This window comes from Corynebacterium gottingense (assembly GCF_007559235.1).
Lineage (GTDB): Bacteria > Actinomycetota > Actinomycetes > Mycobacteriales > Mycobacteriaceae > Corynebacterium > Corynebacterium gottingense.
The window spans coordinates 387,660-403,911 of sequence record NZ_VMHH01000002.1 but is presented as its reverse complement, the minus strand read 5'-3'; the positions used below and the strand labels follow the sequence as shown (position 1 = coordinate 403,911).

16 protein-coding genes, 1 tRNA gene and 1 pseudogene are annotated in these 16,252 nt (G+C 67.6%); 14 read left to right on the top strand and 4 right to left on the bottom strand.

Features of this window, described 5'->3' with window-relative positions:
- From FPH17_RS04605 to FPH17_RS04580, 6 genes and pseudogenes are all read left to right on the top strand, one after another.
- Positions 1-251, top strand: a pseudogene (locus FPH17_RS04605) (UTP--glucose-1-phosphate uridylyltransferase); the annotation flags it as partial.
- 20 nt (positions 252-271) lie between these two features.
- Positions 272-1,573, top strand: a complete 1,302-nt coding sequence (glp, locus tag FPH17_RS04600) for a molybdotransferase-like divisome protein Glp (RefSeq protein ID WP_154878831.1) — start codon at positions 272-274, stop codon at positions 1,571-1,573.
- A gap of 12 nt (positions 1,574-1,585) precedes the next feature.
- Positions 1,586-2,248, top strand: coding sequence for a GNAT family N-acetyltransferase (locus tag FPH17_RS04595; RefSeq protein WP_154878830.1), 663 nt, complete (start codon positions 1,586-1,588; stop codon positions 2,246-2,248).
- Positions 2,249-2,362: 114 nt separating this feature from the next.
- On the top strand, positions 2,363-3,412 hold the full coding sequence (sepX, locus tag FPH17_RS04590) for a divisome protein SepX/GlpR (RefSeq protein WP_154878829.1): 1,050 nt from the start codon (positions 2,363-2,365) through the stop codon (positions 3,410-3,412).
- 54 nt (positions 3,413-3,466) lie between these two features.
- Positions 3,467-3,539, top strand: a tRNA-Ala gene (locus tag FPH17_RS04585).
- A 67-nt stretch (positions 3,540-3,606) separates the two neighbouring features.
- Positions 3,607-4,215 carry a cation efflux transmembrane domain-containing protein gene (locus FPH17_RS04580; RefSeq protein WP_154878828.1) on the top strand — a complete coding sequence of 203 codons (609 nt, stop codon included), beginning with the start codon at positions 3,607-3,609 and terminating at the stop codon, positions 4,213-4,215.
- Positions 4,216-4,227: 12 nt separating this feature from the next.
- On the opposite strand, the gene FPH17_RS04575 is transcribed toward FPH17_RS04580, so the two are convergent.
- Positions 4,228-4,860, bottom strand: coding sequence for a DNA-3-methyladenine glycosylase I (locus FPH17_RS04575; protein WP_154878827.1), 633 nt, complete (start codon positions 4,858-4,860; stop codon positions 4,228-4,230).
- A 52-nt stretch (positions 4,861-4,912) separates the two neighbouring features.
- On the opposite strand from FPH17_RS04575, the gene FPH17_RS04570 reads away from it, so the two are divergent.
- On the top strand, positions 4,913-5,320 hold the full coding sequence (locus tag FPH17_RS04570; protein WP_095537724.1) for a DoxX family protein: 408 nt from the start codon (positions 4,913-4,915) through the stop codon (positions 5,318-5,320).
- Positions 5,313-5,954 carry a zf-HC2 domain-containing protein gene (locus tag FPH17_RS04565; protein WP_095553230.1) on the top strand — a complete coding sequence of 214 codons (642 nt, stop codon included), beginning with the start codon at positions 5,313-5,315 and terminating at the stop codon, positions 5,952-5,954. Before FPH17_RS04570 ends, FPH17_RS04565 begins: the two co-directional genes overlap by 8 nt.
- A 4-nt stretch (positions 5,955-5,958) precedes the next feature.
- Here the strand turns inward: FPH17_RS04565 and FPH17_RS04560 are convergent, their stop codons facing one another.
- Positions 5,959-7,587, bottom strand: coding sequence for a protein O-mannosyltransferase (locus FPH17_RS04560; RefSeq protein ID WP_414437223.1), 1,629 nt, complete (start codon positions 7,585-7,587; stop codon positions 5,959-5,961).
- 34 nt (positions 7,588-7,621) lie between these two features.
- On the opposite strand from FPH17_RS04560, the gene rsmI reads away from it, so the two are divergent.
- The 4 genes from rsmI (at position 7,622) to FPH17_RS04540 (ending at position 13,214) form a co-directional block, all read left to right on the top strand.
- On the top strand, positions 7,622-8,488 hold the full coding sequence (gene rsmI, locus FPH17_RS04555) for a 16S rRNA (cytidine(1402)-2'-O)-methyltransferase (RefSeq protein ID WP_144717233.1): 867 nt from the start codon (positions 7,622-7,624) through the stop codon (positions 8,486-8,488).
- 132 nt (positions 8,489-8,620) lie between these two features.
- Positions 8,621-10,441 carry a BCCT family transporter gene (locus tag FPH17_RS04550; protein WP_154878826.1) on the top strand — a complete coding sequence of 607 codons (1,821 nt, stop codon included), beginning with the start codon at positions 8,621-8,623 and terminating at the stop codon, positions 10,439-10,441.
- Between the two features lie 117 nt (positions 10,442-10,558).
- The gene (gene metG / locus FPH17_RS04545; protein WP_095537721.1) at positions 10,559-12,412 is read left to right on the top strand and encodes a methionine--tRNA ligase; all 1,854 of its coding nucleotides are present in this window, start codon (positions 10,559-10,561) and stop codon (positions 12,410-12,412) included.
- Between the two features lie 4 nt (positions 12,413-12,416).
- Positions 12,417-13,214: a CE1 family esterase gene (locus FPH17_RS04540; RefSeq protein ID WP_095554956.1), complete on the top strand. Its 798-nt coding sequence runs from the start codon at positions 12,417-12,419 to the stop codon at positions 13,212-13,214.
- On the opposite strand, the gene FPH17_RS04535 is transcribed toward FPH17_RS04540, so the two are convergent.
- Together FPH17_RS04535 and FPH17_RS04530 are read right to left on the bottom strand one after the other, a co-directional pair.
- Positions 13,211-13,669, bottom strand: a complete 459-nt coding sequence (locus FPH17_RS04535) for a GyrI-like domain-containing protein (protein WP_154878825.1) — start codon at positions 13,667-13,669, stop codon at positions 13,211-13,213. The genes FPH17_RS04540 and FPH17_RS04535 overlap by 4 nt on opposite strands.
- Positions 13,670-13,691: 22 nt before the next feature.
- Positions 13,692-14,087: a DUF3806 domain-containing protein gene (locus FPH17_RS04530; RefSeq protein WP_095276976.1), complete on the bottom strand. Its 396-nt coding sequence runs from the start codon at positions 14,085-14,087 to the stop codon at positions 13,692-13,694.
- A gap of 12 nt (positions 14,088-14,099) precedes the next feature.
- Here FPH17_RS04530 and FPH17_RS04525 point away from each other — a divergent pair, with 12 nt between their 5' ends.
- Complete coding sequence (locus tag FPH17_RS04525; protein ID WP_144717238.1) at positions 14,100-14,936, top strand: TatD family hydrolase; 837 nt, start codon at positions 14,100-14,102, stop codon at positions 14,934-14,936.
- A 164-nt stretch (positions 14,937-15,100) separates the two neighbouring features.
- A complete protein-coding gene (locus FPH17_RS04520; protein ID WP_095276972.1) occupies positions 15,101-16,243 on the top strand; it encodes a resuscitation-promoting factor in 1,143 nt (380 codons plus the stop codon).
- Positions 16,244-16,252: the final 9 nt, after the last annotated feature.

The following is a 16,252-nucleotide window of genomic DNA, read 5'->3' as shown; positions in this document are numbered from 1 at the left end:
GCCGGATCGAGCCGGGCAAGGGTGGTGAGTTGCAGCTGACTGATGCAATCGAGCTGATGATCACGGAGGGCCACCCGGTGCACGTGGTGGTGCATGACGGGAAGCGCCACGATTTGGGCAATCCGGGCGGGTACATCCCGGCGAATGTGGACTTTGGGCTGCACAACGAGAAGTATGGTCCGGCCCTGTACACGGCGCTGAAGCAGATTATCAGCGACTTCGAAGCGGAGAATCCCGATATTGTCCGCTAGTTCCCACTAGGATTGGTCCAATGCGCAGCGTTGAAGACCAGCAAGCAATGGTGGTAGACGCGGCGGTGACGCCTGAGCCGATCCGCGTCGGAATCCTTGATGCCCTCGGCCTCATGTGCGCCGAGGAAATCGCCGCAACCGCCCCGTTGCCCAGCTTTTCACAGGCAGCGGTTGACGGCTACGCCGTGCGCTCCGTGGACGTGGGCGGCACCGCGGGCCTGCGCCTCGCCGCGGAGCCCCCGGAGGAGCAGGACGGCGGGGAGACTACGGAACGCCGCATACCGCACCGCGACCGCACGCTGCCCGTGGTGGGGGAGGTCGCGGCGGGCTCGCAGAAGCCGCTTCGCCTCCAGCCGCGCCAGGCCGTGCGCGTTGCCACCGGCGCGCCGCTGCCAACGCTCGCGGACGCCGTCCTCCCGCTGGAATGGAGTGACCGGGGGCGCAAGCGCGTCACCCCGTCGCGCGCAGTGCGCACCGGCGACTTTGTCCGCAAACCCGGCTCGGACATCCAGCCGGGGGACATCGCCGTGCGCCAGGGCTCGGTGCTCGGACCGGCGCAGATCGGGCTCGTGGCCGCCGCGGGGCGCGAGAAGGTGCTGGTCTACCCGCGCCCGCGCGTGACCGTGATGAGCTACGGCCTCGAGCTGGTGGACGTGGACCGCGACCCGGGCCTTGGGCAGGTGTACGACGTCGCGTCGTACGCGGTTGCAGCCGCCGCCGAGGAGGCCGGCGCAGGCGTGGTGCGCGCGGGCATCGTCAACGCGGAGCCGCGCCGCCTGCGCGAGACGATCGCCGGGCACATCGCGCGGTCCGAAGTGGTCATCGTGATCGGCGCCGTTGGCGGTTCGGGCGCGGACGTCATCCAGGACGTGCTGCGCGAGATGGGGGAGCTCGACACGCAGCGCGTGGCCATGCACCCCGGGTCCGTGCAGGGCTTCGGCCTGCTCGGCGAGGAGCGCACGCCCGTCTTCCTGCTGCCGTCCAACCCGGTCAGCGCGTTGGTGATTGCGGAGACGCTGGTGCGCCCGGCGATCCGGCAGTCGCTTGGGAAGGCGAACGTTGCGCGCCGCACGGTACAGGCCCGCTCGGTGCGCCACATTGATTCCATCAAGGGCCGCCGTGGCTACATTCGCGCGCGCCTCATGCGGGATATGGAGACGGGGGAGTACTTGGTGGAGTCGCTGGGCACGCTCGACGGCAGTGCGGCGCATCTGCTCGCCGGGTTCGCCGAGGCCAACGCCATGATCTGCATCCCCGAGGACGTGCTCCAGGTGCGCCCCGGCGAGTTCGTGGATGTTGAATTCCTGCAGCAGCGCAGCTAGGAACCCGCCCCGGTGGATCTGTTTGCACTCTTCCGCGAGCCCACGCCGGGCTGGCCGGAAACGACACCCGCGCTGCGGCTGGCGGACGGAACACACGTCCACCTGCGCCCGCTCAGATCCGGCGACGGCCGCGCATGGAGCGAGACCCGCGTGCTGGACGAGCACTGGCTCAAGCCGGTCGAGCCGACCGTACAAGGGACGTGGGGTGAGGCGCACTCGCCGCAAGCCTGGCGTGCCAACTGGCTCAACCTGAAAAAGTTGGCGGCTGACGGGGTCGTCGTGCCGCTGGTCATCGTCGCGGACGGCGAGTTCGCCGGGCAGGTGACGCTGGGCAATATCCAGCACGGCGCGGTAAGCGAGTGCTGGATCGGCTACTGGGTCCACTCTCCGTTCATGGGGCGCGGCATCGCGACAGCGGCGTGCGCGCTCGGCACGGACCACGCCTTCGCGAGGGTGGGCATGCACCGGGTGACTGCGACGTTCCTGCCGGACAACCCGGCGTCGAAAAGCGTGCTCCTGGCAAATGGCTACCGCGAGGAGGGCTACCTCCGCAAGAACCTGCACATCGACGGGCAGTGGCGCGACCACCACTTCGTAGCGCTGAACTCGGACGATTTCCCGCACACCGCCGTGGAGCGCCTGCGCGCGGCGGGGCGCGTTCGGCCGGTTCAGTAATTTTTCAGGCGCAGGGTCCGGCGCGCCTGGCGGTGGGGCCGAGTGCGCACGGATAGCGTTGGGACCAGTTCTGTGTACACACCCAATTGGTTGCGTTGAAAGGTGGCATTGTCCATGGGCAGCCCGAGCCTCATTCTGGTCCTCATTCTCGTCGTGTGGGTCATCGTGCTTGCGCCGATGATGCTGGGGAGCACGAAGAAGATTCGCCGCTCTGGCGAGGGGTACGAGGAAACGCGCGTCCTGCACGAGGGCGGCACCGAACCCGTCGTTGCTCGCCGCCGCCCCAAGCTCACGCCGGCCGATGTGCACCACCACACCGCCGCCGAAGATGACGTTGAGCTCGTCGAGACCGAGGAGGAGCAGGTGCTTATCGACGACACACCCACCCTCCGCAACTTCTTCCGCAAAGAGGTCGCGACCCAGGAAGACCGACCCGTGGTCATCGACGCCGAGCCGGAGGACGAGGAGGCGGGGTCCACCGTCGTCGACCTTGACGAGAAGGGTGACGAGGAGCCTCAGGGCGGCTCCACCGTCGTGGAGACTGACGCGGAAGCCGATCGCTACGAGATGAGCGAGTCCTATGGCGCGCCCTCAGATTTCGGCTACGCCCCCGAGGGCTCTGAGGACTCTCAGGACTCAGGCGACTCCGCCACCGCCGAGGCCGCACCTGAGTCGGAACCCGAGCCCGATTTTGAACCGGACGACAGCGACCTGGAGTTTGCCAAGACCCGCCGTGGGCGCGGCGGCTACGACCCGGAGCGCGAGCGCACCGCAAAGGCGGACCGGTTCCAGCGCCGCCAGCGCACCCTGCTGGTGCTCATCGCCTCCTTTGTGGTCACCTTTGTCGTCGCGTTCGTCGTGGGCGGGTGGACCTGGGTCTTGCCCGCCATCACCGCCGGGCTGACCGCCTGGTTCCTCATCGTCCTGCGTGGCGTGGTGAAGAAGGAGCGCGCGCTGCACGAGCGCCGCGTGCGCCAGTTGCGCCGCGCCCGCCTCGGCGTTGACGTGGACCGCCCGCAGCCCACCCCCCGCGAGCGCCGCCGCGTCGGCTCCGTGATCCTGGACCTGGATGAGGAACACCCGGACTTCGACGCGCTGCCTGGCTACGTGCGCCCGCAGCCGCGGGAGGACGGCTACGGCGAGTACACGCCCCGCGCAAGCTAGTGACCTGCGGATTTCATGCTCTGGGGTGAAAGGAGTAACCTTTCAAACCAGCGAGGGGCTATAGCTCAGTTGGTAGAGCGTCGCGTTCGCAATGCGAAGGTCAGGGGTTCGATTCCCCTTAGCTCCACAAGGGAAACTACCCCCGCTGCCAGCACAAACGGTGCCGGCAGCGGGGTTTCGTGTAGGAGGGACTCGTGACCACGCAAACCATCCGCCGCGCCGTCCTCATCGTCGCGCTGCTGAACCTGGCCTACTTCTTCGTCGAGTTCGTCGCGTCGCTCGCAATCGGTTCGGCATCGCTCGCTGCAGACTCCGCGGACTTCCTCGAAGACACCGCGATCAACCTGCTTGTCTTCGTCGCGGTCGCGTGGCCGGCACAACGCCGTCGCGTGGCCGGCAGCGTGCTCGCCGCGCTGATCCTCATTCCGGCGATCGCCGCCATCGTTATGGTGGTGACCAAGCTCATCAACCCGGTTGCGCCCTCGCCCGAGGGGCTGACCGGCGTCGCGGTCGGCGCGCTCGTTGTGAACGTGATCTGCGCCGTGATTCTGCTGCGGTTGCGGGACCAAGGGTCCTCGCTGGCCAAGGGCGCGTGGCTCGCGGCGCGGAACGACGCCCTGGCTAACCTCCTTATCATCGTGGCAGGCCTCCTCACGTTCGTGTGGTCCACCGCCTGGTTCGACATCGTCGTCGGCGCGATTATCGCCGTCATTAACCTGTCCGCAGCCAAGGAGGTGTGGGAGGAATCCCGCGAGGAGCACGCCTCTGTTGAAGAGGCCTTCGCGGATATGGAGGACTGCTAGCTAGCCCCCTCGTCAGCCCTTGCCGAGCTCCTCGGCGCTCCACACACCGGAGGCGCCGCGCCGCCACGTCCCCACGAGGTTGGTGTCCACGATGCCCACGGACTCCATGAGCGCGTACATGGTGACGGGGCCGACGAAGATAAAGCCGCGCTTCTTCAAGTCCCGCGCGAGCGCCTTGGACTCCGGTGAGGCGGTCGGTACCTCCTCGGCGGTGCGGGGACGGGGAGTGGTCGAGGGCTTGTAGGACCAGATGAACTCGCCGAGGTGCGTGCCCTCCTCGCGCAGCGCGAGGGTCGCCCTCGCGTTGGTGACCGCGGCCTTGAGTTTGTTCGGGTTGCGGATAAGGCCGGGGTTGTCCATCAGGTGGTCGACGGACTCCATGGCGGCGACGTCGTCTGGGTCGAAGCCGTTGAACGCCTCGCGGAACGCGTCGCGCTTGGACAGGATCAGGCGCCAGGACAGGCCGACTTGGAACCCTTCGAGGCAGACGCGCTCGAAGAGCGACGCTTCGTCGGTAAGCGGCATGCCCCACTCGGTGTCGTAATACTCGCGCAGGAGGGGATCGGTGGCGGCCCACGGCGGGCGGACCAGGCCGTCGTCGCAGGTGATGGGTAGGGACTTGGGTGCTTCGTTGAAATTGCTCATAGATATTTGACTCGATTTATGGCCGTTCGGTTCCATCGGTAGGGTAAATGTCATGAACAGGCCTGCCGTTCGAGACTTCGCCCTCCTACTCTTACGCCTGGTCGTTGGGGCTGTGTTTGTTGCCCGCGGCTACCAGCACTGGTTCGCTGTTGGCATGAATAAAACTGCCGAGCAGCTTGCGTACGCGGGGGTACCGCAGCCGCAGCTTAGCGCGTATGTGACGGGCGCCGTCGAGCTGATCGGCGGGACCTTCCTGGTGATCGGGCTGCTCACCACGATCGCGGCGTCGTTGCTGCTCATCCTCTCGCTCGCCGCCGCCTACTTCGTGCACCTGGGCAACGGCTTCTTCGTGGAGCACGGGGGCGTGGAGTACACGCTGGTGCTCGCTGCCGCGCTCTTCGCTCTCGTGGTCTTTGGTACGGGCCGCGCGAGCCTGGACGGGGTGCTCACCCGTGGTTAGCCACGAGGAGGTCCAGGCTGCGCTCTCCGCGCGTATCGACGGCGAGTCGCCCGGGCTTGACGACGCCGTCGTGGACGCCCACCTGGCGCAGTGCGAGGAGTGCACCGCCTACTGGGAGCGCGCGCTTTCCCTCTCCAGGCGCATGAGCTTCGCTGAAGTGGACGGCGGAATGGCGCCGCCCCACGACCTCTCCGAGGTCATCATGGCGGGCGTGGACGACACGTGGCGCAAGCTCGAGCAGCGCCGCCTTGTCACCCTGGCGATTGGTCGCGTGGCGCTTGTCGCCGCTGCGGTGGTGTGGGCGGTGTGGGCGGTGCTGCTGCTGGTTCACGGCGGCGGTACGGATTCGCTGCAGACCTCCACTGCGGCAGTCCGGTTCGGCGTCGCGCTGGCGCTCGGCGTCACCGCCTGGCGCCCGCGCCAGATCCCGGGCGTCCTGCTTATCGTGGGCACGATGTTCACCTTTACCGCGGGCTTCGCGGTGCGCGACTGGGTGCTTTCCACCGGCGAGTTCGTGCCCGGCATTGTGCTCATCCCGCTGGTCACCCTCTTCGGGCTCGTCTGGACGTGGGTGGCGGACCGCGGGATTGAAATCCGCCGCGCCTGGCATCTGCTGGACGCGAACCCCAGCTAGCGCGCTACTTCCAGCTGGGCAGCCACATGAGCGAGTGGTAGTAGTCCTCCGGCACCATGAAGCCGTAGAGGATGGGGGACCAGTACACGAAGCTGGCCACGACCAGCGCCAGGTACACGATCACGGCGAGCTGTCCGGTGCGCAGGTCCGCGCCGGCGAACCGCCGCACGAGCCGGTTGCCGCTGGGCCCACCCTTCTGCGCCAGGTTGCCCAGCGCGAGTGCGAGCAGGACCGCGGTGAACGGGACGAGCGGGGCGGCGTAGAAGAAGTACATCTGGCGGTCGAAGGCGGCCAGCCACGGGAGGAAGCCGGCCATGAACGCCACCATCGGGACGATGACGCGGAAGTCGCGGCGGGTGATCCACACCCACGCGCCCCACAGCAGGATCGGGATGGTGAGCCACCAGATCACCGGGGTGCCGAAGAGGAAGATCATTTCCCGGCAGGTGCCGCCTTCGCCGCAGGCCAGGTCGGTGTTGGAGTAGTAGAGGATGGGGCGCGAGGCCACGAGCCAGGACCAGGGCTTGGAGTCCCACGGGTGGGAGTGCCCGGAGGACGATGTCAGCGAGCTGTGGAACTCGAGGACGGAAAAGTGGTAGTACAGCCAGTCCGCGGCGGGGGAGGGGAGATTGGTCAGCCAGGGCCAGTCGGAGTCGGCCACGGTGCCGTCGGCAACCGCGTGGCGGTACACGGACGTCTCCGAGGCGAACCAGGCGCGCCAGGACCAGATGTAGAGCAGCGCGGGGACGAGGACGATGGAGGCGAGGGCGGAGGGGACGTCGCGAAGCAGCGCGCCCGCCAGCGGCTTTTTCACCCCGTAGCGCTTGCGCAGCCAGAGGTCCCAGAACGCGGAGAGCAGGCCGTAGAACGCGATGTAGTACATGCCCGACCACTTCACAGCCATGGCCAGGCCGAGCAGGACACCGGTGGCGAAGCGCCACCAGCGGAAGCCCAGGCGGGGGCCGAGCGCGTCCGTGTCGTCCAGCTTCCCGGTCAGGTAGGCGTCGTGCCAGCGGCGGTGCACCTGCTGCATGTCGCCGGCGAGCGTCCACGCCGCCGCGACGACGAAGAAGACCACGAACACGTCGAGCATGCCGAATTTGGCGGTGACCAGCAGCACTCCGTCGAAAAGCGCGATGATGCCCGCGAACAAACCGATACTGGTGGACTGGCTTACGCGGCGCGCGATGAGGAAGACGAAGACGACGATGGCGGTGCCGACCAGCGCTGTCATGAGGCGCCAGCCGAGCGGGGTGTAGCCGAAGAGCTGCTCGCCCCACGCCAGCAGCTGCTTGCCCAGCGGCGGGTGCACGACGAGGCCGTACCCAGGGTTGGACTCGATGCCGCCGAGGACCGGGTTGATGTAGTCGCGCACCATGTCGAACGCTTGCGGGACGTAGTGCTTCTCATCAAACACCGGCGTGCCGCCCGACGTCGGCTGGGTCAACCCGATGAAGCGGGTCAGCAGTGCGAGCACGCCGATCACGGTCGCGGAGACGGTATCGCGCTTGGTCCACGGGACCGTGACGGGCGCGGACGGCTCGGGGCGCTTCGCGCGCCAGCGCTTCGGCGCAGGCGGCAGCGTAGGCGACGCGGGTGGGGCGGAAGCTGGCACTTGGGTACTCACGGACAAGGATCTTACTGGTTCGTGCGTATGCTTGGCGTTTATGGTTGCCTCCACAGATCTGCCCCAGGATTCGCTGCCACAGACCGGCATCGTGCTCGCGGCCACGCCGCTGGGCAACGTCGCGGACGCGAGCGAGCGGCTGCGCACACTGCTCGAGCGCGCGGACGTGATCGCGGCGGAGGATACCCGGCGGACTCGCGCGCTGGCCGCGGCGCTGGGGGTCGAGCCGCGCGGCAAGATCGTCTCCAACTTTGACCACAACGAGGACGCGCGCACCGAGGAACTGCTCCGGGACGCGCGGGCCGGGGTCGTCCTGGTGGTCACCGACGCAGGCATGCCGCTGGTCTCCGATCCTGGGCACTCCATCGTCGCCGCCGCGCACGACGCGGGCGTTCCCGTGACCTGCCTGCCAGGGCCGAGCGCGGTGACCACGGCGCTCGCCCTGTCCGGCCTGAGCGTGGGGCATTTTCTTTTCGACGGCTTCGCGCCCCGCAAGCCCGGCGCCCAGGAGACCTGGCTGCGCTCGCTGGTGGGGCAGGAGCGCGCCGTGTGCTTCTTCGAGTCCCCACACCGCATCGCCGCGACCCTGTCGCGCGCGGCCGAGATCTTGGGCGCCGACCGCCGCGCCGCGGTGTGCCGCGAGCTGACCAAGACATACGAGGAGGTCAAGCGCGGCACGCTGGAGGAGCTCGCCGCGTGGGCCGAGGAAGGCGTGCGCGGGGAGATCACCGTCGTCATTGAGGGCGGCACCAGGGCGGAGGAGAACCCCGAGGACCTGGTGGAACTCGTCCTCGAGCGGGTCGATGCGGGTGAGCGGATGAAGGACGCGTGCAAGGCGGTGGCCAAGGCGCACGGCGTGAAGACGGGCGACCTCTATAATGCGGCCCTTGCCGCGCGCGCGGACTAGGCGCGGCCGTACGCAGCGACAACGCCCCTTTACCAGATCCGGGAAAAGATTGCGCTCGGTTCGTGCTGAGACTATTTATCAGATACCCTGCAAAGGTCATACGAGTTTTTCGATACTTTTGAGGAGTGATTAATGTCTCAGCGTGAGACTGGCCTGGATCCGCACGATCCGGGCGCAGAGCCGCGGACTGCAGATCCGCAAATTGAGAACAACTCCACCGACCCCGCGCCGTCCGCGGCTGGCGAGCTCGTCTCGCTGCTGCAGGCCGATCGTGCCGGCGAGCGTGGCAACTATCAGGACCCGGAAGAGCAGATTGAGCGCCAGGCCGACGCGGAGGACGCGCCGGTCGACTGGGGCATCATTGTGCCAATTGCGGTCATCGTGGTCGCCATGGTCGCGTGGGGCTTGCTTGCGCCGGAGAATTTCTCCAACTTCGCAGACGCGGCCTTCGGCTGGGTCATCAACAATCTGGGCTGGGCCTTTGTGCTCGGCGGCACTGCCTTCGTGGTCTTCGTGCTGGTCATCGCCTGCTCGAACTTCGGCACCATCCGCCTGGGCTCCGCCGACGAGCGGCCCGAGTTTAAGACGACATCCTGGATCGCCATGATGTTCGCCGCGGGCATGGGCATCGGCCTGATGTTCTACGGCGCCTCCGAGCCGCTGGCCATGTACCGCGACGGCGTGCCGGGCCACGAGCCGCACGAGGTGGGCACCGCGATGTCGCAGACCATGTTCCACTGGACCCTGCACCCGTGGGCGGTCTACGCCATCATGGGTCTCGCAATTGCGTACTCCACCTTCCGTCTCGGCCGCAAGCAGCTGCTGTCCAGCGCGTTCATCCCGCTGATCGGCCAGAAGGCCGCGGACGGCCCGCTGGGCAAGCTCATTGACGGCTTTGCCATCTTTGCCACCATCTTCGGTACCGCCTGCTCCCTGGGCCTGGGCGCGATGCAGATCAGCTCCGGCCTCGAGGCATCCGGCTTTGTCCACGACCCGTCGAACGGCCTCATCATCGGCATTGTCGCCGTGCTGACGCTCGCGTTCCTGCTCTCCGCCATGTCCGGCGTGTCCAAGGGCATCCAGTGGCTGTCTAACGCCAACATGGTGATCGCCGCGCTGCTGGCAATCTTCGTGTTCGTCTTCGGCCCGACCGTCGTACAGCTCAACCTGCTGCCGACGTCTGTCGGCACCTACCTGCAGAACTTCTTCGAGATGGCAGGCCGCACCGCCGAGAGTGCTGACGGCGAGGCTGGCGACTTCCTGTCCAGCTGGACCATCTTCTACTGGGCATGGTGGATCTCCTGGTCCCCGTTCGTGGGCACCTTCCTGGCTCGCATCTCCCGCGGCCGCACCATCCGCGAGTTCTGCCTGGGCGTCCTGCTCGTCCCGTCCGGCCTGTCCACCGTGTGGTTCGCCATCTTCGGCGGCACCGCCATCCACATGGAGCAGACCGGCGAGTCCATCTACGCAGACGGCTCCTCAGAGCAGCAGCTGTTCAACCTGCTGCACTCCCTGCCGGGTGGCGTGGTGATGGGCGTGTTCGCGCTGCTGCTGCTCGCCACCTTCTTCATCACCTCGGCGGACTCCGCCTCCACCGTCATGGCATCCATGACCCAGAACGGCAAGTCCGACGCGAAGCCGTGGATCGCCGCGATGTGGGGTCTGGCCACCGCAGCCGTCGGCCTCACCCTGCTGATCTCCGGTGGCTCGGACGCGCTGAACTCGCTGCAGTCCGTGACCATCGTCGCGGCAACCCCGTTCCTGCTTATCCTCATCGCGCTGATGTTCGCGATTGTGAAGGATCTGTCCAACGACACGATCTACCTGGATAAGAAGGAGCAGGAGCGCTTCTCCCGCCAGCTGGCCATCGAGCGCCGCATGCACCGCGATCAGCGCGAGCTGAACGCGCGCAAGGCACAGGTCAAGCGCGCCTTCACTGGCAAGCGCAAGTAGCGCTCGCTCGCTTCTCGACGCCACCGCGCCACCATCCCCAGCACCCCACCATCCGGGTGCTGGGGATTTTTCATGCCCCGATTCGACCGGCCGGGCGGGTTGATTATGCTAAACACCATGACTTTACCTGAGACCCCTACGGCTCCTGAGAACGTTCTTGTGTGCGTGGCCTGGCCCTACGCCAACGGCCCGCGCCACATCGGCCACGTCGCCGGCTTCGGCGTGCCCTCCGACGTGTTTGCCCGCTACCAGCGAATGCGCGGCAAGAACGTGCTCATGGTCTCCGGTACTGACGAGCACGGCACCCCGCTCCTGGTCCAGGCGGACAAAGAGGGCGTGACTGTGAAGGAGCTGGCGGACCGCTACAACGAGCAAATCGTCCACGACCTTGCTGGTCTGGGCCTGTCCTACGACCTGTTCACCCGCACCACCACGCGCAACCACTACGCGGTGGTCCAGGAGCTGTTCAAGGGCCTCTACGCCAACGGCTACATGGTCAAGGAGACCACCAAGGGCGCGATCTCCCCGTCGACAGGCCGCACCTTGCCGGACCGCTACATCGAGGGCACCTGCCCAATCTGCGGTGCCGACGACGCCCGCGGCGACCAGTGCGACACCTGCGGCAACCAGCTCGACCCGGCCGACCTGATCAACCCGGTCTCCAAGATCAACGGGGAAACTCCGGAGTTTATCGAGACCGAGCACTTCATGCTGGACCTGCCCGCCATGCACGACGCGCTCGCGTCGTGGCTCGAGACCCGGCAGGACTGGCGCCCGAACGTGCTCAAGTTCTCGCTCAACCTGCTCGAGGACATGCGCCCGCGCGCGATGACGCGCGACATCGACTGGGGGATCCCGATCCCGGTGGAGGACTGGCAGGACAACCCGTCGAAGAAGCTCTACGTCTGGTTCGACGCGGTCATCGGCTACCTGTCTGCCTCCATCGAGTGGGCCGCGCGCACCGGCGACCCGGAGGCGTGGAAAACCTTCTGGCAGGACCCGGCCACCGAGGGCTACTACTTCATGGGCAAGGACAACATCACCTTCCACTCCCAGATTTGGCCCGCCGAGCTGCTCGGCTACGCCGGTAAGGGGGCGAAGGGCGGCGAGTCCCACGCGCTCGGCGAGCTCAACCTGCCCACTGAAGTTGTCTCCTCCGAGTTCCTCACCATGTCCGGCTCCAAGTTCTCGTCCTCCAAGGGCGTGGTCATCTACGTCAAGGACTTCCTCAAGGAGTTCGGCCCGGACCCGCTGCGCTACTTCATCGCGGTGGCCGGCCCCGAGAACAATGACACGGACTTCACCTGGGACGAGTTTGTCCGCCGCGTGAACAACGAGCTCGCGAACGGCTGGGGCAACCTGGTCAACCGCACCGTGTCCATGGCGCACAAGAACTTCGGTGCCGTGCCCACCCCGGGACACCTCGACGACGCGGACCGAGCCATCCTGGACCTGGCCGAGCAGACCTTCGCCACCGCCGGCGAGGACCTGTCCAAGGCGCACTTCAAAGCGGCGATTACGAAGGTCATGCACGTCGTCGGCGAGGCGAACGCCTACATCGCGGACCAGGAGCCGTGGAAGCTGGCAAAGGATGACACGCAGCGTGAGCGCCTGGCCACCGTCCTGTGGACCGCCCTGCAGGTGGTCTCGGACTGCAACGCAATGCTCACCCCGTTCCTGCCGCACACCGCGCAGAAGGTCCACGAGACCCTCGGCCGCTCCGGCGTGTGGGCCGCGGAGCCGCGCATCGAGGAGATCACCGACGACGCTGACTACGACCTCGTCGGCGTCGGTCTGCCGGAGAAGGGGCAGACGTACCTGACCATCACCGGCGATTACACCAGCCAGCAGGCGGTGTGGCAGCGCGTGGACATCGAGGCCGGCACCGAGCTTGCCAAGCCGAAGCCGCTGGTGGCCAAGCTGGATCCGGAGCTGGGGCAGACGGGCCCCGAGTGGGCGCCCGTCCAGTAGCAGGGTGACCGAGCAACGACCGCGGAAGCGCTCGCTGGAATTCGGCGGGCGCACGCGCACCTGGGTCGAGGTCCCCGGCGGGGACACCGGCACGCTGATCCTGTTTTTGCACGGCTCGCGCCAGTCGGGCAACGTCGCACGCAACTTCACGGACCGCACCTTCGAGTCGCTCGGACACACCGTCATCTACCCGGACGGGGTGGGCCGTCACTTCAACGACCTGCGCCGCGGCTTCCGCGAGTCGGCCCGCACGCTCGGCGTCGACGACGTCGGCTTCCTCACCGCGCTCCTCGCGCGTTACCCCCACGAGCGCGTCATCGGCTGCGGATTCTCCAACGGGGGTCAGATGCTCATCCGCATGCTTATCGACGCCCCCGCCACCCTCCACGCAGCCGCCCTCTTCGGGGCATCCATGCCCACCGAGGAGAACACGCTTCCCCCGCGTGACCCGTCGCGAGCATGGCACCCGACCCCGATCCTGTGCGTGCAGGGGACCGCAGACCCGCTCGTCCCGTACGAAGGAGGCATGGCCGGCATCGGCGGCAACAACCGCGGCGTGACCCGCTCGGCGGTCGATTCCGCCGCGTACTTCGCGGCACGCAACGGAGCATCGTTTCGGGGCCGGACGCAGCTGAGCGAGCACATTCACCTCGATACCTGGGACGGTGATGCCCCGGTGCACCTGGCCACCATCGAGGGCTTCGGCCACATGGTGCCGTGCGCGAAGGACCTTGACCCGCGCCTGGGGCCGGGGACGCGCGAGGTGACGGGGGCGGGGTTCGTCGACAAGCTGCTTTGCTAGCGCAGGTGCAGGTAGAGGTCCGTCACGGTATCGGACACGAGCTCCTCGAAGCTGCCCGCGCCGAGCGGTTCGCCGGCGGCCTCGGCCTCGGCGGCGAACTCGCGCCACGCCCCAGAGAGTTCAGTGCGCGGGCCGGTGTGGCGGTGGACAAGCGCCGTCGTCGCATCGAAGTGCGCCAGCTCGACGCGGTCGTCGCCGGTGTCGCCCGCGAACGGCTCCACCAGTGGCAGATCCTGCTCGTCCACCACAAAGCCGACGCCGACGTCGAAGGTGCCGTGAGGTTCGGACAAGATGTAGGCGCGCGCGGCCCCTGGCTCGGCGCCGGTGGAGATGAGGAACTCGCGCAGGTTGGGCAGAGCCTGGCCGGTCAGCGCGGCCATTTCGGTGGGGCTGACGGTGTCGCGCACGAGGATTGCGGTGTGCGCGGGGACGGTGACGCGATCAAAGGAAGCCATGGGCTTGAACCTAGCAAAGTGCTCACAGGAACTGCTGCACGAAGGCGGTGAGCTTGCCGGGCTCGGCGTCCTCGAAGCGGGCGTCCACGATCACCATGGGGGCGGCGTACTTCGGCTCGGCGGTGTCGATGTCGCGGGCGACGACGAGGTCGGTGCCGTAGTCGTCGAAAAGCAATTGCCACGCAAAGCCGTGGTCGCGCACGAGCGCGGCCCCAAGCGCTGCGCCGAAGATGCGGGCGGTTTCGCCGCGCGGGTAGCCGCGGCGCACGTCCTCGGGGAGCCGGTGGTAATACCCGAGCGTGTGCTCGAAGCTCTTCACTACCGCGTCGACATCGCCGTTGATGCCACGGCCCGCGGCCTCGGCCAGGTCGCGGTCGAGCTGGGTGCGGGTCTGCGGGTCCAAATCTTGGAATGCCATAGGCTCTACTGTATGAGCAAAAAGAAGCCACGCCCCACACCAGTGCCCGCCGAGCGCGTCGCCAAGCTTATCGACGCCCACACCCACCTCGCCTCCGCCGGCGCCCGCACCCGCGACGAGGTCGATGCGATGGTGGCCCGCGCCGTGGACGCGGGCGTCGAGCGGATGTGCACCGTCGGCGACGGGCTGGACGAGGCCGAGCTCGCGCTGGCCGCGGCCCACGCGAACGAGCGCGTGTTCGCTGCCTGCGCGATCCACCCGACCCGCGCGCACGAGCTCGACGCGCCCACGAGAGACCGCCTGCGCGAAATGGTCCAGGACGAGCGCTGCGTGGCGGTGGGGGAGACCGGCATCGATACCTACTGGCTCAAGCACGACGCGGACGGCACCGCCCCGCTGGACGTGCAGGAGGAGGCGCTGCGTTTCCACATCGACCTGGCGGTGGAGAGCGGGAAGGCGCTCATGATTCATAACCGCGAGGGCGACGCCGAGCTCATGCGCATTTTGGCGGACGCGCCAGCCCCGCGCGAGGTGATGCTGCACTGCTTCTCCTCGCCGGTGGAGGTGGCGCGCGAGGCGATCGAGCGAGGCTACGTGCTGAGCTTCGCGGGAAACGTGACGTTCAAGCGCAACGACGGCATGCGGGAGGCGGCGGCGCTCGCGCCGGCCGGCCAGCTGCTCATTGAGACGGATGCTCCCTACATGACACCGGAGCCGTTCCGGGGCGCGCGCAACGAGCCGTCGCTGATCGGGCACACGGCAAAGGTGGTCGCCGAGGCGCGGGGAATGGCGGTCGAGGCGCTCGCCGAGGAGGTCTCGGCAACGTTTGATCGCGTGTTCAACGTGTGACAAAAGTGGTGCCTGAGGAGGGAGAAGCGCCGAGTGGCGGCACGTTTGCGATAGGGCTGTGGAGTGCGACACGCGCGGAGGTCACAATCTTGTAAACCCCGCGCCGTTACCGTATTGTTACCGCAGTAGTACACGGTCGTATCACAGAAGGAACCATCCCCGCTATGTCCCGCACCACCTCCCGCACCCCCGCTGCACGGCGCGTTGTGGCCAGCACTGTGGCTGGCGCCGCGATCGTCGGCAGCGCCACCGCTGCCGTCGCCGCGCAGAAGGACATCACCGTCGACGTGAACGGTGAGACCACCAACGTCTCCACCTTCTCCGGCGACGTGAACAAGGCCCTCGAGGCCGCCGGCGTGCAGGTGAGCGACAAGGACGTGGTCTACCCGGCGCCGGGCGAGAAGCTGGCCAACGGCGACACCGTCACTGTGCGCACCGCCAAGCCGGTCGCCGTGGTGGTTGACGGCGTGGCGCAGGAGCTGACCTCCACCGCCGCCACCGTGGGCGATCTTATGGACGAGGCGGGCCTGGCGGCCAACGCCGCGACCGACGTGGACCGCGACCAGCCTGTGACCGAGGGGCTGAACGTGGATGTGACCACCCCGAAGATCGTGGCCATCAATGACGGCGGCAACGTCACCTACACCTCCGCCGCCGCGAAGACCGTCGGCGACCTGCTCGCCGAGCGCGGCGTGACCTTCGACTCCAACGACCGCCTCAACGTTGCCCTGGATGCGCCGGTGACCCCGAACATGCAGATCACGCTGGACCGCGTCGAGCTGCTCAAGGACCGCGAGATCATGGACGTGAAGGCCCCGGCCGAGTACGTCGACGACCCGGAGCTCGAGGAGGGCACCGAGGAGGTCCGCAAGGAAGAGGTCCTGGGCGAGAAGCAGGTCGTGCGCCACACCGTCGTGGTCAACGGCGTGCCGGAGGAGACCTTCATCGCGTCCGCGCACGAGACCAAGGAAGCGCGCCCGGCCGTGATCCACCGCGGCACCAAGAAGGCCGCCAAGTCCGAGCAGGGAAACACCGGCGCCGCCGCCCCGTCCGTCGCGGGCGGCTCCGTGTGGGACACCATCGCGCAGTGCGAGTCCGGCGGAAACTGGGCCATCGACACCGGCAACGGTTTCCAGGGCGGCCTGCAGTTCACCCCGAGCACCTGGGCCGGCTTCGGCGGCACCGCCTACGCCCCGAGCGCCAACCAGGCGACCCGCGAGCAGCAGATCGCCGTGGCCGAGAAGGTCCAGGCGGCGCAGGGTTGGGGCGCATGGCCCGCCTGCACCGCCAAGCTGGGCATTGGCTAGTCGCTCCGC